Here is a 15,487-nt window from a genome sequence, read left to right as displayed (position 1 = left end):
GGGAATGGATCACGAGTGTTAGCACGAGGCGAACGGAGAGGGAACAGGCGGCTGGGCGACGTCGTGACGCCGGATGAACCGGAGACGAACTGACAACCGGGAGCCGTCGCTTCGTACACATTATGCGTGAGACCGGAACCGAGCCCGCGCCACGCCATTGATGTCCCACAAGGGCGCTGAACGCCCAAGCTTATGAGGAGATGACAATGAACAGCGATCAGCCGGAAACCTACGGACTTCCCATGTCTGATGCCGAGAACAAGGCCCGGCAAGACGCCAATGATGCGGCGAGCCGCCTTCAGCACGATCTCGATGCCGTGAGTGAACGGGCTGCTCACGACGTGCAGAACCTCAAGCAAGAGGCGCAGCATCAGGTCGACAAGGCTGCCGAGAAGGCGAAGACCTTTGCCACAGACCAGAAAGACTTCGTCGCCACACAGGTCGAAGGCGTGGCCTCGGCGATGTCCCGGGTTGCCGACGAGCTTGACGGCGACCAGGCGACAACGGCGCGCTACATGCGCGATCTCGCCAACGGCCTCGAGCGCTTCGGCCAGCAGGTGAAGGGCAAGAATGTCGACGAACTGTTCGGTGAGGCAGAGCGCTTCGGCCGCTCGCAGCCGCTGGCCTTTCTGGGCGGTGCGGCCCTGGCAGGCTTCCTGGCCAGCCGCTTTGCCGGCGCTTCGGCGCAGCGCCGAGAGAACCCGGACAGTCGGACCAATTCCGGCGCGGTGAGCCCTTCGGGCGCGAGCTATGGCACCAGCGATGCCGGGGGCGCCGGCACGTCGGGTTCATCTGCCTATGGCCAGTCCAGCGGGAACTATGCGGGAGGTGGCAATGTCTCAGGTTAATCAGGACAGCTCACTTTCGACGCTGCTGTCTGGCCTGGTGAGCGATATTTCCGGGCTGTTCCGCAAGGAAATCCAGTTGGCCAAGGCCGAGACTTCCGAGAAGGTCGGCGAGATGATGGGCGGGGCAGTCTCCTTGCTGATCGGGGGCGTGCTGGCCCTTGGCGCCCTGGGCGTATTGCTCAGCGCCATCGTCACCCTGGTCGCGTCGATGTTCGTTGCCCAAGGCATGGACCCCACACTGTCGAACGCCTTGGCGGCCGGCATCGTCACCATCGTCGTGGGTATCATCGCCTGGATGTTCATCTCCAAGGGTTTGAACACGCTCAAGGCATCCAATCTCAATCTCAATCGGACCACGACTTCTCTGGGTCGTGACGCAGATATGGTCAAGGAGAGGCTCTAATGGCTTACGATGACACAAAGAATTCCGCCCAGTTGCAGCGCGAAGTCGAACAGCAACGGGCCCAGTTGGAAGATCGACTGGACACTATCCAGGAACGGCTGTCGCCCGGGCAGCTGGTGGACGAGGTCCTGGCCTATGCCAAGGGCGGCGGCGGAGAATTTTTCTCCGGCTTGCAGCGCAATGTGACCCATAACCCGCTGCCGGTTGCCCTGTTGGGCGTCAGCCTGGCCTGGCTGATTGCCAAACCCGTTCCGACAACGGCCGAGACTGACCGGCAGTGGGACAACAGCATCAATGCCCGTCGCGGGTATGGCGCGCATGGTCCCTATGAGGACTACCCGGTGGCCATCATTTCGGGCACCAGCATGCAGCGGGTATCGCATCAGAAGGACGAGCACGGCGCCCATGTCAGCGAGTTCATCGACGACGCGGGCAAAAAGTACCGTGCGGCGTCCGATGAAGCGGGTCGGCGGGCCGGGCATTTCATGGATGAAACCGGCAAGACCTATCGCGGCTTCACCGATCAGGCAGGTCAACAGATCCAGCACTTCCGCGATGAGGCAGGCAATCTGCTGGACGAGGCGAGCGGTTGGGCTTCTCACACCTGGCAGCGCGCGCACGACATGGTCGATGGCGCTCGCGAGGCTGTCAGCCACGGCATGGCCAAAGGTAGGGCCCAGGCCGAGCATGCCGGGCAGGTGGTTGGCGAGCAGTTCAACTCGCTCAACCAGACGATCATGCACCAGTTTCGCGATCAACCACTGGTCGCAGGTGCTCTGGCCTTTGCCGCCGGCGCTGCCTTCGGCTCGGCCCTGCCGCATACCAAGCAGGAGGATGAGCTGATGGGCGAAACCGCCGACGGTCTCAAATCCGTGGCTGCCGAGCAGGCTGAAGGGCTCTATCAGCAGGGCCGAGACAAGGCGGTCGAGCTTTACGAGAATGCTGCCACCGAAGCCGGTCGGACCTATGACCGCGCCAAGGAGAGCCTGACGGGCTCAACCGGCCACGACACGACCGACGGAAACCACTGACCATACAGGCTGCGGGTGCGATGTGCCCGCAGCTTTCTTGTTCTGAGGCGAACATGGCACCCCCGAATGATCCCGCTTGGACGGAGGGCCGCGGCAGGCAGGCCGACGAGCCGAAAGAAATTCCGAGGACCGGATGGAAGGACATTGCCGGGCGGCTGGCCAGGGCCATTGGCCAGAACCACATCCTGCTCACGGCGGCGGGGGTCAGTTTTTACCTGCTGCTGTCGCTGGTCCCGACATTGACAGCCTTTGTGTCCATTTATGGCCTGTTCAACGACCGTGCCAGCGTGCTCGATCAAGTAGAGCTGTTGCGGGGCATCGTGCCGCCGGGTGCTCTGTCCGTCGTTACCGAGCAATTGACGCGCCTCACCTCGGAAAGCAATGACACCCTTGGGTGGACTTTGATTGTGTCCCTCGGCATTGCCCTGTGGAGCGCCAGCGCCGGGGTAAAGGCGCTGTTCGAGGCCATGAACGTGGCTTATCGCGAACAAGAGCGCCGCAATTTCTTTCATATCATTGCATTATCGCTGTTGTTCACGCTGGGCGGCGCAGTGGCTGCGGTGCTGATCGTATCGGTTGTGTTGGTGATGCCCCTCATCGTCAGCCTCCTTCCCATGGGCGCGGGCCTGGAATGGACAGTGCGCATCGCGAGCTATCTCGCCATGCTCCTGCTTCTGTCCTTGATGATTGCCGCTCTTTATCGCTGGGGCCCGAGCCGCCAGCAGGCCAAGTGGCGCTGGATCACGCCCGGCGTCGTGCTGGCGGTGGTCGCCCTGGGTGCTGGGTCGGTCGGCTTTTCGTGGTATGTCGCCAATTTCTCCGACGACAACGCAGCCTACGGGTCGCTGGGGGCGGTGATCGGCCTGATGACATGGCTTTGGATATCGGCAACGGTGATCATCGTGGGCGCCATGGCCAATGCGGAAATCGAGCACCAGACGGCGCAGGATTCGACGACTGGCGCATGGGAGCCCCTGGGTCAGCGCGGCGCCTATGTGGCCGACCATGTCGGGGCGCCGTGGCCGGGCGAGGATGTCTCTCCAAAGGCTCATCGACGTCGCAACAAGGTGTCCCTGGGCGGCCTGGTTTTTGCGATACCTGCTGCGATGGTCATGCTGGCAGTCGAGCGTCAAAGACCCGGGAACGCGGGGCGGCGTCAGGATCAATCGACATTCAACTGATGCTGGCCTGCAAACAGCAGTTTTCTGCGCATCCGGCACTCACGTACCCAAATGCGGCTGCGCTCCGGTTCTCGAAAACCGACATTTTCGGCTGAGCCTGAGCTGAATGCCGATTGGTCTTAGCACGAGGCGAACAGAGCGCTAACAGGCCGCACCGCGGCGCGCGCAATCATGGCGCGACAATTGGGGATCGGGCCGGTCAATACTCCTGAGTTTTGGGTGGCAGCAAGTGGCCAGACAATAGCTGGCCTCAGGTCAGTTGAACGGTCTGCAGGTGCGGAAATCACGCGGAGATATTTCCATTCAATTTTAATGAACTCCACGGCTGTTTACTGTAACGCTTTGTTAACCTTGTAGATACCGACGCCTCTTCCTTATTAACATTTCCTTAAGCATGCAGGCGGGTGTCGCGCCGATCATGCGGGAGATTGTGGCGGATGAGTATTGCGGCGGTAAATACAGATCAGGCGGGTCACGGAAGCGTCCCGATTTTCTACGATGCTTCGCGTCGGCGCTGGTTCGGCTTTTCGTTGGTCTCCAGCGCCTTGGGTATTTTTGTCGCCGTTTTGCTGGGCATGCTGGGCCTGGCCATCGTCGAGACTCCCACCATTCGTCCCGTGCCGCTCGCAAGTCCGGTTGCTGCTGTCGCCAGCCTGCCGAACGAGCCGAGCGTCGATACGGGCGCCCTTGTGCGGCGGCCAGCCCAAATGCCATTGGCTGTCACTGCAACTGTCGTGATGGCCTCGACGCAGGGCGAAAGCACGGTCGATGCAGTGGTTGAGGCAGTGCCGGACCCGATTTCCTTGGCGGAAATCGCCGTCGCCACGCCACCCTTGCCGCGTCCGCGCCCGGCAGTAGCCCCCCTTCAACTGGTGCTCGCAGACCAGCATCAAAGGCAGCCGCCGCCGCCGGCCAGTCTATCCAGCCCCAGCTTTACGACGCTCGGCGGCGGGAATGGCGGGACTACGGTCACGTTGGGCACGAGCGGTTCCTTCGTGACCCTGGGACGCCCTCAGTCCGATGACATGGACCTGGGCGCTGTCGAGCCGACACTGCTCGACACTGTCCTCGGTACTTTATTTGCCGTGCTGGCGCCGCCGGTGGCCGCACAGGAGTTCACAGCATCGCCGGTCGATCCTGAAATTCAGGCGTTTCACGTCAACTGGGATCAGGCCAGCGCGTCTTCGCTGGCTGAGCACATTCGCAATATCGATATTCTGCTGCCCGAGTGGATCACACTGCGGGACGAACAGGGTGCGGTGACTGTTGAGCGAGGACAGCGCACACAGCAAACGCTGGCGCTGCGCGATGATGCTCATCCCGACCTTCAGATCATGCCGGTTCTGACCAATTTTGCAGACGGCGCATGGCAGGCAGAGCGCCTGCGGTCAGTCCTACGCTCACCGGAGGCAGCGAACAGGCTTGCTGCATCGGTCATCGCCTATCTGGTCGATAACGATTTCGATGGTCTAACACTTCGCTTTGTAGGCCTGGCGGTGGATGACCGGGCGGATCATCTCCGCTTCCTTCGCCTGCTCAAGCCATTGCTTGAAGCCGAGGGGCTGCGGTTGCAGCATGTGGTCAACATTGAAGGCGGCGCGTTGGACGCGACGCTTTTTGCTGATCTTGTCGATGTGCTCATCGTTGAAATCCAGGGCCAGACGACCATGGCCGGGTCACCGGGCCCGATGGCTTCTCAGCTCTGGTTCGAAGAGCGCTTGGCCTCCTGGCGGCGGCGCATATCGGCGGACAAGCTGGTCTTTGCCATTGCCAATTTTGCACTGGACTGGAAGGACGGCGAAACGGCAGAAGCGATCTCCGTGCTCGAGGCCTTTCGACGCGCCGAATGGGCAGGGGGCGAGATTGCCCTGGACGTCGAGGCCCTCAACAACCGCTTCACCTACACAGCGGAGGACGGCAGGCATACCGTCTGGATGCTCGATGGGGTCAGCGCCTTCAACCAGATGAGGAGCCTGGCGGCGGTGGCGCCGCACGGCATTGCACTGAACCGACTGGGAACTGAAGATGCGAGCATCTGGCAGATCCTGTCCGACCCCTATGGGGCCAGTGCCGCGGCGCTGGAACAGATCGACTACAAATATCAGATCGCCCGAAATGGCGTTGGCGAAGTCATCAAGCTCGTTGATTTGCCGCGCACGGGCAGGCGGTCGCTGAGCCTTGAGGCGGGGCTGATCCGCGCAGCCAAGGTCGATCTTATCCCGCGCGCCTATGAAATCGATCACTGGGGAGCCAGCGACGCCAAACTGGTTGCGCTGACTTTCGATGACGGGCCAGATCCGACCTTCACCCCGCAAGTCCTTGATATTCTGGCGCGCTATGACGTCTCGGCCACATTCTTTGCCGTTGGCGCGCAGATGCTGCGGCATCCCGAGCTGGTTGAACGTGTCGTGGCGGAAGGCCATGAAGTGGGCAGCCACACCTACTCGCATGTCAATATTTCGACCATGAGTGCGGATATGCTGCGCCTGGACCTCAATGCGACGCAGCGTGTGTTCGAAAGCATAACCGGCCGGCAAATGGCGATGTTCCGCGCGCCCTATGCGGTGGACGCAAATCCGATCACGCCCTCGCAAATCGCGCCTTTGGAGACCGTTGGCGCCATGGGCTATGTCACGGTCAACATGAATATCGATCCGGTTGACTGGTGGCTTCCCAACAAAGATCGCATCGTCTCGGATACGGTGGACGGCATTCTTGAGGGTGGCGGCAATATTGTCCTCTTGCATGACGGTGGTGGACCCCGCCAAGCCACAGTCGATGCTCTTCCCGAGATTATCGAGACGTTGCAGGCACGCGGGTATCGATTTGTCGCGGTCTCCGAGCTGATCGGCCTGAGCGCCGACGAGGTCATGCCTTACGCGCCGGCCGACCTTGGTTGGCAGACGCTAGCGCAGACGCTGGGATTTGCCCTGTTGCGCGAAGGCGAAAAACTCATTGTGGGGCTGTTCCTGCTGGCCATTGGGCTGGGCATTGCCCGCTCGGTGATCCTGATTACGCTGGCCGCTTTCCGGCGTCCGCATCGCCGCTTGCCGCCAGCGCAGGACGGCCTGCGCGTGGGTGTGATCGTGCCCGCCTACAACGAAGAAAAGGTTGTTCTCAAGACGGTGCAGTCCCTGCTTCAGTCCGACTATAGTAACCTCAAGATTCTGGTTGTGGACGACGGGTCCAAGGATCAGACATATGCGATCTGCCGCGATGCCTTTGCTGAGGAGCCGCGCGTCGAAGTGGTCACCAAACCCAATGGCGGCAAGGCGGCAGCGCTCAATTTCGGCTTCAGGATGCTCGATGTCGACGTCGTCGTGGCGCTCGATGCCGATACCATTTTCATGCCGGACACGATTTCCAGGCTTGTGGGTCATTTCCACGATGATCGCGTTGTCGCCGTTGCCGGCAATGCCAAGGTCGGCAATCGCCTCAATATGCTCACTCGTTGGCAGGCGCTGGAATATATCACCGCGCAAAACCTGGACCGGCGAGCCTTTGACCTGCTCAATTGCATCACCGTGGTTCCAGGCGCCGTGGGGGCCTGGTGGCGGGATACGGTGATCGAACTGGGCGGTTACAGTACCGATACGCTGGCAGAAGATGCCGACCTGACGATCCGCATTCTGCGCGCGGGATACAAGGTGACCTATGAAGAGGGCGCCATTGCGCTAACTGAAGCACCGGAAACGACACATCAGCTGTTCAAGCAGCGTTTCCGTTGGATGTTCGGCATGTTGCAAGTGACCCAGAAGCATCGCGGCGCCCTGGCTCTGCGGGATTCCAAGGCATTCGCCCTGATCGGCATGCCCAATATCCTGTTGTTCCAGATTGTCTTCCCCCTTCTGGCGCCGCTCGCCGATCTGGTGGCCCTGGGCATCCTGATCGGGCTGGGCGCGCAGATGATTACGGGATCAAGCGTGATCGGGCTGACCGAGGCGCTGATCTTCCTGGCGCTGTTCGGAGCCTTCATTCTGCTTGACCTGTTGGCCGCCGCCGTCGCCTTCTGGCACGAACGGCGCGAGGACTGGCGCCTGCTGCCCTGGCTCCTGCCGCAGCGCTTCTACTACCGGCAGCTGCTTTACCTGGTGGCGATCAAGGCCACATTGACGGCAGTGCGCGGGACGATGGTGGGATGGGGCAATTTGCAGCGCTCCGCCAGCGTTCCGGCGCTTGGTTCGGCCGGCGTGCAGTATCGCAAGGCCTGAGGTCAGCCGCCCGCCTTGGTCGCAAACCAAAGGGTGTGGCGGTCGCCCTTGCCGTTGTTGCGGGCGCGGACGGTGACTTCGTCAACCTGCATGCCGGTCTGCTTGAGGCGTTTGGTGAAGCGGGCGTCGGGGTGGGATGACCATATCGCCAGATGACCGCCCGGCGTCAGCGCGGCGCGGGCGGCGGCGAGGCCGGCGGCATTGTAGAGGCGATCATTGGCAGGGCGGAACAGGCCGTCGGGGCCATTGTCAACGTCGAGCAGGATGGCGTCGAACGGCTTGCCGGCACTGATGGCCGTCGACACATCGCCCAGGTGAATGCGGACGCGTGGATCGTCGAGGCTATCGCCGTGGAGCGGCGAAAGGGGGCCACGCGCCCATTCGACGATTTCGGGCACCAGCTCGGCCACCACAATCTCGCTGTCAGCGGCAAAGCATTTGAGCGCGGCGCGCAGGGTGAAGCCCAGACCGAGGCCACCAATGAGGACGCGCGCAGCGGACCGCGATCCGATGCGGGAGGCCGACATGCTGGCGAGTTGCTCCTCGGAATTGCTCATGCGGCTGTTCATCAGGGTGATGACGCCGGACATAACGGAGAACTCGGTACCGCGCTGCATCAGCGTCATCGGGCCGCCGCCGGGCATGGTGGTCTCGCCGAGTTTTTGCCAAGGGATCATGGGGTGTCCTTATGTGTTGGGCCAAGGTTACCCCCACCCGGCTTCTTCCTGATAGGGGGAGGAGCAGGGAGGTCAAGCCTGCTGGAGCGACGCGTCCACAATTGTCCAGATGTTGCACAGCCCGAGCGGGGGCGAGACGATCAGCATGCGTTGCGGGAAAGGGTCAAATTTTCGATAGACGCGGTCGAAAATGGGGCGAGCCCAACGTCGCGTTGGCAGAAGGCGAAGGGTTCGCCACGGGGACAAGTGAAATGAAAATTGCAGGTTGGGTGTTGAGCGTGTTGATCGCGCTGTTTCTGGCAGGGGCCTCGGCGGCGCCGAAATTCATGGGGATCGAGGCGGCGACCTCCACCATGGAGGTGGTGGGGTGGCCGATGAAATATCTGGTGCTGATCGGCGCAATCGAGGTGGTCTGCATGGTTCTGTTCCTCATTCCACGCACGGCGCTGCTGGGCGCGGCGCTGACCACCGGATTGCTGGGCGGGTCGCTGGCGGCCAATCTGCGGGTCGACAATCCGCTGTTCAGTCACACGCTGTTTTCGATCTATCTGGGGATCGCGGTGTGGCTGGCGCTTTGGCTGCGCGAGGAGAAGGTGCGGGCGGTGTTTCCGCTTGTGCGGTGATGGCCCAAAGCAAAAGGCCGGGCAGATCGCCCGGCCTTTTCAGGTTTAGTTGACCGCCCAGGTGGCGATGGGGGGGAAGAAAAGGATGATGGCCAGCACCACCAGTTGCAGCGCGATGAAGGGCAGCAACGCGGTGTAGATGTGCTTGAGGGTGATTTCCCTCGGGGCCACGCTCTTGAGATAGAAAGCGGCAGGGCCGAAGGGCGGGGTCAGGTAGGAGACCTGCATATTGACCGCGAACAGGATGCCGAACCAGATCGGGTCGTAGCCGAGCTGGATGACGATGGGCACGAAGATGGGCAGGGTCAAAAGGGCAATGCCGATCCAGTCCAGGAACATGCCCAGGACCAGGAGGATGAGCATCATCACCATGATGATGACCACAGGCGCTGCGTCGATGCCCAGAATGGCGTCGGCAACGAAGCGATTGCCGCCCATGAGGTTATAAACCCCCACCAGCACAGCGGCCGCGATGCCGATCCAGATGATCATGCCGCAGGTTTCAAGCGTGTGGACGAGACTGTCCTGCAGCATCTTGAAGGTCAGTTCGCGCCGGAACAGCGAGATGAGCAGCACGGCGGACACGCCAAGCGCGGCAGCCTCGGTGATGGAGGCGATGCCCCCATAGATCGAGCCCAGAACGACCAGCACGATGAACAGGGGCGCTGCCAGGGACTTGAGGGCGGAGCCCAGGGATTCCTGGGACATCTCCTCCTTGGTCATCGGCGGGCCAAGCGTGGGGTTGCGCCAGCAGATGAACAGCACATAGGCGACATAGAAGGCCAGCAGCAGCAGCGCCGGAGTGACCGCAGCCACAAAGAGGTCGGCAATCGAGACGCTGGCGACGAGGCCATAGATGATGAGCACGATGGAGGGCGGCATCATGGTGCCCAGCGAGCCGCCCGCACAGACGACGCCGATGGACAGGTTGCGATCATAGCCCAGGCGCAGCATCTGGGGCAGGGCCAGGATGCCGAGGAGCACGATTTCACCGCCGATGACGCCGGACATGGCGGCCATCAGGATGGCGACGATGAGCGTTTGCACGGCAACGCCGCCGGGCAAACGACCGGCCAGGATCCGCATGCCGCTGAACAGCGATCTGGCGATGCCGGAGCGGTCGAGGAGTGCGGCCATGAGAATGAACATGGGAATGGCGACGAGCGAATATTCGGTGATGAAACCGAAAATGCGCGAGGTCACCAGCGGCAGGGCCATGCCGCCAAACCAGCCGAAGGTGAAGATCAGGGCGACAAGCCCGGTGACCCAGGCCAGGGGCTGGCCGGTCAGCAGCAGCAGAAAGATGGCGGCGACCAGAACATAGGAGCCGAATTCAATACCGAGAGCGCTCAGGCCCATGATTATTTCTCCCCGGCGGTCGTGGACGGCGACGACACATCGCGCCGAATGGCCGCAATCAGGTGCAGCAGGGTCTGGACAAACATCACCCCAACGGCGACCAGGACGAGCATTTTGAGGAGGGCCGGGGTGGGTGGGTTCCAGGACGTGCCAGTGCCTTCAAGGCGCAGTTCACCAATGGGTGAGAACCAGGATTTGCCAACCATGATCCAGCCCGCATAGGCCAGGCCGGCAAAGAAGACGAGCGCGATGACCGAATTGACGATGTCGAGGAGGCGGCGGCGGGCCGGGGTGACGGCGTCGTAGAACATGCGGACGCGAATATGCTTGTCGCGGGCCAGGGCGATGGGACCGCCAATCAGGAAGGTCGCCGCGATCAGGAAGGTGGTGCTTTCGTGGGCCCAGAAGGTCGGGCTGTCGAACACGTAGCGCGCAATGACTTCGACGACGGTGATGACAAAGGCGGCAAAGATCGCCCATGCCAGAATATTGCTCGACCCTGCGATCACACGGTCGAAACCGGTGCGGATTTCGGCGTCCCCGTCCTCCACAGCGGCAATGATCTCAGCTTCTTTGGTCATGATTTCCTCCCCGATACATCTGCGCCCGACGAAAGGTCGCCGGGCGCAGCTTATCTCCGACAGTGAGCGGTACTAGAGCAGGTTGCGGCCCGTGAGATAGGCAGTGACCGTGTCGTAGTAGCGCTGGGTCATCTCGCTGCGCGAAGCCCAGTTCTGCCATTCTTCCTGCGCGATGCGACGGAACTTGGCGCGTTCGTCACCCGACCAGTTGATGATCTCGATCTCAGGATTGGCCTTGGCTTCAGTGACAGCAGCGGCGTCGAGCTGACGCACCGAATAGATGTGGTTGAAGCTGAACTGCCTGACCGAGGCGGTCAGGATTGCCTGCAGGTCTTCCGGCAGACCATCCCAGATTTCCTTGTTCATCGAAATGTCGATGAGCGGCAGCGAGTGGAAGCCGGGATAGAGCGGATAGGGGGCAATGTCGTTCATGCCCAGAGCCTGATTGGTCGCGAAGACGGTGTTGTCGGCCGCGTCCACAACGCCCTTGTCGAGCGCCGAGAAGATTTCCGAACCGGGCAGCGACACAGGGGCGGCGCCAGCCTTGGAGAAAATCTCGAAGACCATGCCTTCAGGCGCGCGGAGCTTGACGCCCTTGAGGTCTTCGACGGTGCGGATCGGCACGCCGGCAACAAAGGCTTCCGGCTCAGTGGCTGCTGCGCCGATGAAGTGGACGCCATAGGGCTCGACCAGTTCGGCATAGAGTTCATTGCCGCCGCCCGACTGCATGAAACCGAGCAGCTCGAAGGGATCGCTCCAGGCGCCGACGAGGTTGCCCATCATGGCGAAGGCGGGATCCTTGCCGGAGAAGTAGCTCGGGTCGGTCAGGTGGCCCTGCAGAATGCCGGCGCCGACAGCGTCGAGCGTATCGGTGTGCGGAACAACCGAGCCGATGGGCAGAACTTCGATGGCAATGCGACCACCGGAGAGCACGCCGACGTCGGCAGCCCACTTGGTCTTGTTGACGAAACCCGGTTCACCGGCAGTTTCAGAGGTCTGGAATGTCCAGTTGTAGTCAGCGGCCAGCGCTGCACCGCTCATGGCGACCAGCGAAACGGTTACGGCGGCGAATTTCGACAGGTGATTAAAAATCCCCATGCTTTCCTCCCATTGAGACGTACGTCTGATTGATTGTGCGATGACTCCCGACGTCGCAGCGCGCCAGAACTTGCATGGATTAAAAGTATGATCAATGGGCAAGGTCCGGCGTTTTCGCTTTTTTGCCCAACCAGTTTCAATGAAATCGATACATTTTCACCAGCAATCGGGCCTATCCCGCGAAATACTTTGCATTCTGGCGATGCGTGGTCCTACAAAATGCCGAGGGTTCGGGAGGGGGCTGACGATGACAGGCGGCGAGGAGATGGAGACCGGCAAAGGTGAAAAGTCCTCGGCGGTCGAGACATTGGTGCGCGAGATCAGGGCCATGATCGACCAGCAGACGCTGAGCGTGGGCGATGCCCTGCCATCTGAGCGCGAGTTGTGCGAGCGGTTCTCCACCAGCCGAAACACGGTGCGCGAAGCCATGCGCATGCTCAAGGCCTATGGCGTGGTGGACGTGCGGCCCAAGGTCGGCGCGACGATCATCGACAACCGCATGGCGCGGGCAATGGACCTGTTCACGTTCAATACGCTCGAAATCTCGCGCAAAACCTTTTCCGATATCCAGGGATATCGATCCCTCATCGAGGTCAATTCGGTGGACTCCGTCATGGATCTGCTGCGGGAAGTCGATCTGGTGGACCTGACAGCGGCCAATGAGGCGATGCGGGATGCGCTGACGATCCCGGAGGCGTCGGAGGCCGATTTTGCGTTTCACATGCGGCTGGTGCGCGTGCTTGACAATGCCGCGCTCGACGAGACCTACAGGATCATGAAGCCGATCATCATCCGCATCATGGAGAAGGGGAAGTCGCGTCAGGATTTCCGCACATCGACCTTTGAGCAGCACGCCGCCATTATCGACGCGCTAAGGGCGCGCGACCGGATTGGCTATCAATATGCGCTGAAATTCCACCTCAACCACGGGTTCAATACGTTCGGCGAAATGGATGGCGTGAAGAGCGCTGGCGATCAGAACAGGCCTGGCGTTTAAGGGTGCGTCAGGAGTTTTGCGCTAAGCATTGCCTTCATGGCGCTCAAGTTCGCGGAAGATTCAGTCAATCTCTCGGAGGTCGGTTTTCTGGTCGCCGACCCCAGTGATTTGTATCGTGAGTTGTTCCGCCGTCTGCTGTTCGGCTTTGGCGCCAAGACTGTACACGAAGCCACCAATGCCCAGACTGCGGCCCGGTTGCTAACCGACCGCGAAGTGGATTTCATGATTTGCGCAGTCGATCTTGCGGGTCCCGCGAACAAGGATCGTCGCGCCAGCAATGGGCTCGATTTCGTGCGGGCCATACGGCTCGACACCAAACATCCGAGGCGTGCCATTCCGATGGTGATCACAATGGGTACGGCGCGGCGCATCAGCGTCGGACAAGCCCGTGATTGCGGCGCCAATTTCGTGCTGTCCAAGCCAGTGGCACCGGTTGTGCTCTATGATCGCATCAACTGGATCGCCCGAAAGCCGCGCCCGTTCTGGGACAGCGCCACCTATTTCGGCCCGGATCGCCGGTTTCGAGAAGACGAACGTGGCGGCACCCCGAAGCGTCGGCAGGGCGATACCGAAAGCACAGACGGCGATCTGGAGGCCGACGATGCCGAATGAGGAAAACGGTCGCCTGGTGGCGGTCAAGACCAAGTTTTATCGCGAGGCGGTGCGACCCGGCGGCATCAACCGCAGCGGCGCCAATATGGCTTCGGATCGATCCGTTCGCGCGATGAAGGCGGACGTCGAAAAGCAGATCACAACAGCAGTGTCCGCGCTGCTGGCCTTGCTGAGAAACTGGGATGTGGGCCAGGCGGCACAGGGGTGCACCTGGGCGGCGCTGACGCGTGACCTGGCTGGGCTTGCCGGATTGCACCTGCTGACCGAGGTCGCGATGCATAGTTTTGATTGCCTTGACGCGGTCGTCATCGACGGCGCCGAAATGCGCCCAAAAGAGGCGGCATGCTATGCTGATGCGTTGGCCTTCGCACAACAGGACCAGTGCCGGGGGAGCGACCTTGCGCCCTTTGAACCCCTGCTCAGCGACCTTGAAAGACTGACCAGCCGCGTTATCGGCAGAGTTGCCGCAACGGCCAAGGCGGCGCGCTGACCAAAGCCAGCGCGTCGGGCATTCTGGTTAGCTGCGAGCCGGCATGAAGATGATGACGGCAAAGAGCAGGACACCGGCAAAGGCGACCAGCGAAGCGCCTGCAACGACCGGAACCATGGCCGTATTGCCGTCGAGCATCAGATAGAGCGACGCGCCCATGACGATGACGCCGATCACATAGATAAAGTACTGCAGGCGCGGCAGCGTGCCGTTGGCCTTGGCCGGATTGAGCGCCAGATAGGTGCCGAACAGAGCGCTCGTCACCCAGCCCAGCAGGTTGATATGCGCGTGGGCGCCCACGACGTTGTGATTGCCGCTCATCGACATGTAGATGCCGATGCTGATGCCGGCGATGAGAAACAGAATGGCCGTGCGGAAGTATACCTGTGCCAGATTTGGCATGCTGAAAGTCCCCCCAAGGTGCGCCGGGCGCCAGGATGGCGATTCGTGCGCACAATGAGAGAGTAGCGCTGCGTCGCGGGCCGGTACAGCGGGGCGAATATTGGGGAACCAAATGTAAAAAGACGCCGCCCCGAAGGGCGGCGTCCTGATCACTTGGCGGAGCGTATTCAGAAGGCCTGATAGCTCGAAATGGCGTTGTTGTAGCTGCCCAGTGCGGGCTTGTCGGTGGAGATGGTGGTGCAGAAGCCTCCATACCAGACGTTCTTGCACACGGTGACCTGGGCCCCGCCCTGAACCTTGATGGACGAGATGGAGTCATTCCAGCCGCCGGGCAGGTTGGGGTCGTCGGTGCCAGCGCTGACGCAGAACTGGGCGCCGGAGAAATTGTTGCCCTTGAAGAAGCACACCTTGGCCGGAGCGGGCGGCGGCGGAGGCGGCGGGGGGGCATCGCCGATGCCGAAGGAGAAGCTGGGGCCGCCAGGGCCGACGCTCATGCCGAAGTTGAACGGAATTTCGGTGTCGTCCGAGCCGCCGCCACCGCCGCCGCCCTCATAGGGTGCGAGGTAGTTCTTGGAGGCCCAGCCGTCGGTGCCCGAATTGCGGTCCACAAAGCACCAGGAGCCCTGGCACTGCTTGACATCGACCACTTCGCCGGCGGCCAGGGTGCCGACCTTGGCATAGCCGGTGCCGGGGCCGGTGCGGACATTGACTGCGCCGGTGGCAACGCCGGGAGCGGCTGATGCGGCAAGGGTGGTGAGCAGGGTGATAGCGGCAATGGTGGTGCCGAACGTGATGCGCTTGATGGTCATTTGGTTTCCCTCATTTGTTGTGTGACAAGCCGCTGCGGCAGCTCGTTTCTGAGGGCTATAAGGCGCTTCTGGCGCTGAACCGGCGCTGAATGGGGCATTTAGGCAGCCGTGGCAAAGCGCCCGAAAACCGGGCGGCAAAGACCGTTCAAACTGAACGGAGAACGC

At 61.6% G+C, this 15,487-nt stretch carries 15 protein-coding genes; 9 read left to right on the top strand and 6 right to left on the bottom strand.

Annotated features, from left to right (window positions below):
- Positions 1-206: 206 nt before the first annotated feature.
- The 5 genes from NIM87_RS10205 (at position 207) to NIM87_RS10185 (ending at position 7,674) form a co-directional block, all read left to right on the top strand.
- Entirely contained in the window at positions 207-848 is a 642-nt protein-coding gene (locus tag NIM87_RS10205) for a hypothetical protein (RefSeq protein WP_254674554.1), read from the top strand.
- Positions 835-1,251, top strand: coding sequence for a phage holin family protein (locus NIM87_RS10200; protein WP_254674553.1), 417 nt, complete (start codon positions 835-837; stop codon positions 1,249-1,251). Before NIM87_RS10205 ends, NIM87_RS10200 begins: the two co-directional genes overlap by 14 nt.
- Positions 1,251-2,282: a DUF3618 domain-containing protein gene (locus NIM87_RS10195; RefSeq protein ID WP_254674552.1), complete on the top strand. Its 1,032-nt coding sequence runs from the start codon at positions 1,251-1,253 to the stop codon at positions 2,280-2,282. Before NIM87_RS10200 ends, NIM87_RS10195 begins: the two co-directional genes overlap by 1 nt.
- Positions 2,283-2,335: 53 nt before the next feature.
- Positions 2,336-3,463, top strand: a complete 1,128-nt coding sequence (locus tag NIM87_RS10190) for a YihY/virulence factor BrkB family protein (protein ID WP_254674551.1) — start codon at positions 2,336-2,338, stop codon at positions 3,461-3,463.
- Positions 3,464-3,900: 437 nt separating this feature from the next.
- Positions 3,901-7,674, top strand: coding sequence for a glycosyltransferase (locus NIM87_RS10185; protein ID WP_254674550.1), 3,774 nt, complete (start codon positions 3,901-3,903; stop codon positions 7,672-7,674).
- Positions 7,675-7,676: 2 nt separating this feature from the next.
- Here NIM87_RS10185 and NIM87_RS10180 read toward each other — a convergent pair whose 3' ends face one another.
- The gene (locus NIM87_RS10180; RefSeq protein WP_254674549.1) at positions 7,677-8,351 is read right to left on the bottom strand and encodes a polyamine aminopropyltransferase; all 675 of its coding nucleotides are present in this window, start codon (positions 8,349-8,351) and stop codon (positions 7,677-7,679) included.
- Between the two features lie 251 nt (positions 8,352-8,602).
- Between NIM87_RS10180 and NIM87_RS10175 the strand changes: the two genes are divergently transcribed.
- A complete protein-coding gene (locus tag NIM87_RS10175; protein WP_254674548.1) occupies positions 8,603-8,974 on the top strand; it encodes a DoxX family protein in 372 nt (123 codons plus the stop codon).
- A gap of 45 nt (positions 8,975-9,019) precedes the next feature.
- Here the strand turns inward: NIM87_RS10175 and NIM87_RS10170 are convergent, their stop codons facing one another.
- From NIM87_RS10170 to NIM87_RS10160, 3 genes are all read right to left on the bottom strand, one after another.
- Positions 9,020-10,333 (bottom strand): TRAP transporter large permease, encoded by a 1,314-nt coding sequence (locus NIM87_RS10170; RefSeq protein ID WP_254674547.1) that lies wholly within the window; start codon positions 10,331-10,333, stop codon positions 9,020-9,022.
- Between the two features lie 2 nt (positions 10,334-10,335).
- A complete protein-coding gene (locus NIM87_RS10165) occupies positions 10,336-10,914 on the bottom strand; it encodes a TRAP transporter small permease subunit (protein ID WP_254674546.1) in 579 nt (192 codons plus the stop codon).
- 72 nt (positions 10,915-10,986) lie between these two features.
- Complete coding sequence (locus NIM87_RS10160; protein ID WP_254674545.1) at positions 10,987-12,012, bottom strand: TRAP transporter substrate-binding protein; 1,026 nt, start codon at positions 12,010-12,012, stop codon at positions 10,987-10,989.
- A gap of 247 nt (positions 12,013-12,259) precedes the next feature.
- Between NIM87_RS10160 and NIM87_RS10155 the strand changes: the two genes are divergently transcribed.
- Genes NIM87_RS10155 through NIM87_RS10145 form a run of 3 tightly spaced genes read left to right on the top strand, consistent with a single transcriptional unit; the run spans position 12,260 to position 14,111 of the window.
- Positions 12,260-13,009, top strand: a complete 750-nt coding sequence (locus tag NIM87_RS10155) for a FadR/GntR family transcriptional regulator (protein ID WP_254674544.1) — start codon at positions 12,260-12,262, stop codon at positions 13,007-13,009.
- A gap of 36 nt (positions 13,010-13,045) precedes the next feature.
- Entirely contained in the window at positions 13,046-13,621 is a 576-nt protein-coding gene (locus NIM87_RS10150) for a response regulator (protein WP_254674543.1), read from the top strand.
- A complete protein-coding gene (locus tag NIM87_RS10145; protein ID WP_254674542.1) occupies positions 13,611-14,111 on the top strand; it encodes a hypothetical protein in 501 nt (166 codons plus the stop codon). Before NIM87_RS10150 ends, NIM87_RS10145 begins: the two co-directional genes overlap by 11 nt.
- A gap of 27 nt (positions 14,112-14,138) precedes the next feature.
- Here NIM87_RS10145 and NIM87_RS10140 read toward each other — a convergent pair whose 3' ends face one another.
- Together NIM87_RS10140 and NIM87_RS10135 are read right to left on the bottom strand one after the other, a co-directional pair.
- Complete coding sequence (locus NIM87_RS10140) at positions 14,139-14,513, bottom strand: hypothetical protein (protein ID WP_254674541.1); 375 nt, start codon at positions 14,511-14,513, stop codon at positions 14,139-14,141.
- A gap of 167 nt (positions 14,514-14,680) precedes the next feature.
- Positions 14,681-15,322 (bottom strand): SH3 domain-containing protein, encoded by a 642-nt coding sequence (locus NIM87_RS10135; protein ID WP_254674540.1) that lies wholly within the window; start codon positions 15,320-15,322, stop codon positions 14,681-14,683.
- Between the last annotated feature and the right edge of the window lie 165 nt (positions 15,323-15,487).

The sequence above is a fragment of the Devosia ureilytica genome, from assembly GCF_024273195.1.
Lineage (GTDB): Bacteria > Pseudomonadota > Alphaproteobacteria > Rhizobiales > Devosiaceae > Devosia > Devosia ureilytica.
Note: the sequence above shows the minus strand (reverse complement) of the source record. Positions and strands in the feature narration are given on the sequence as shown.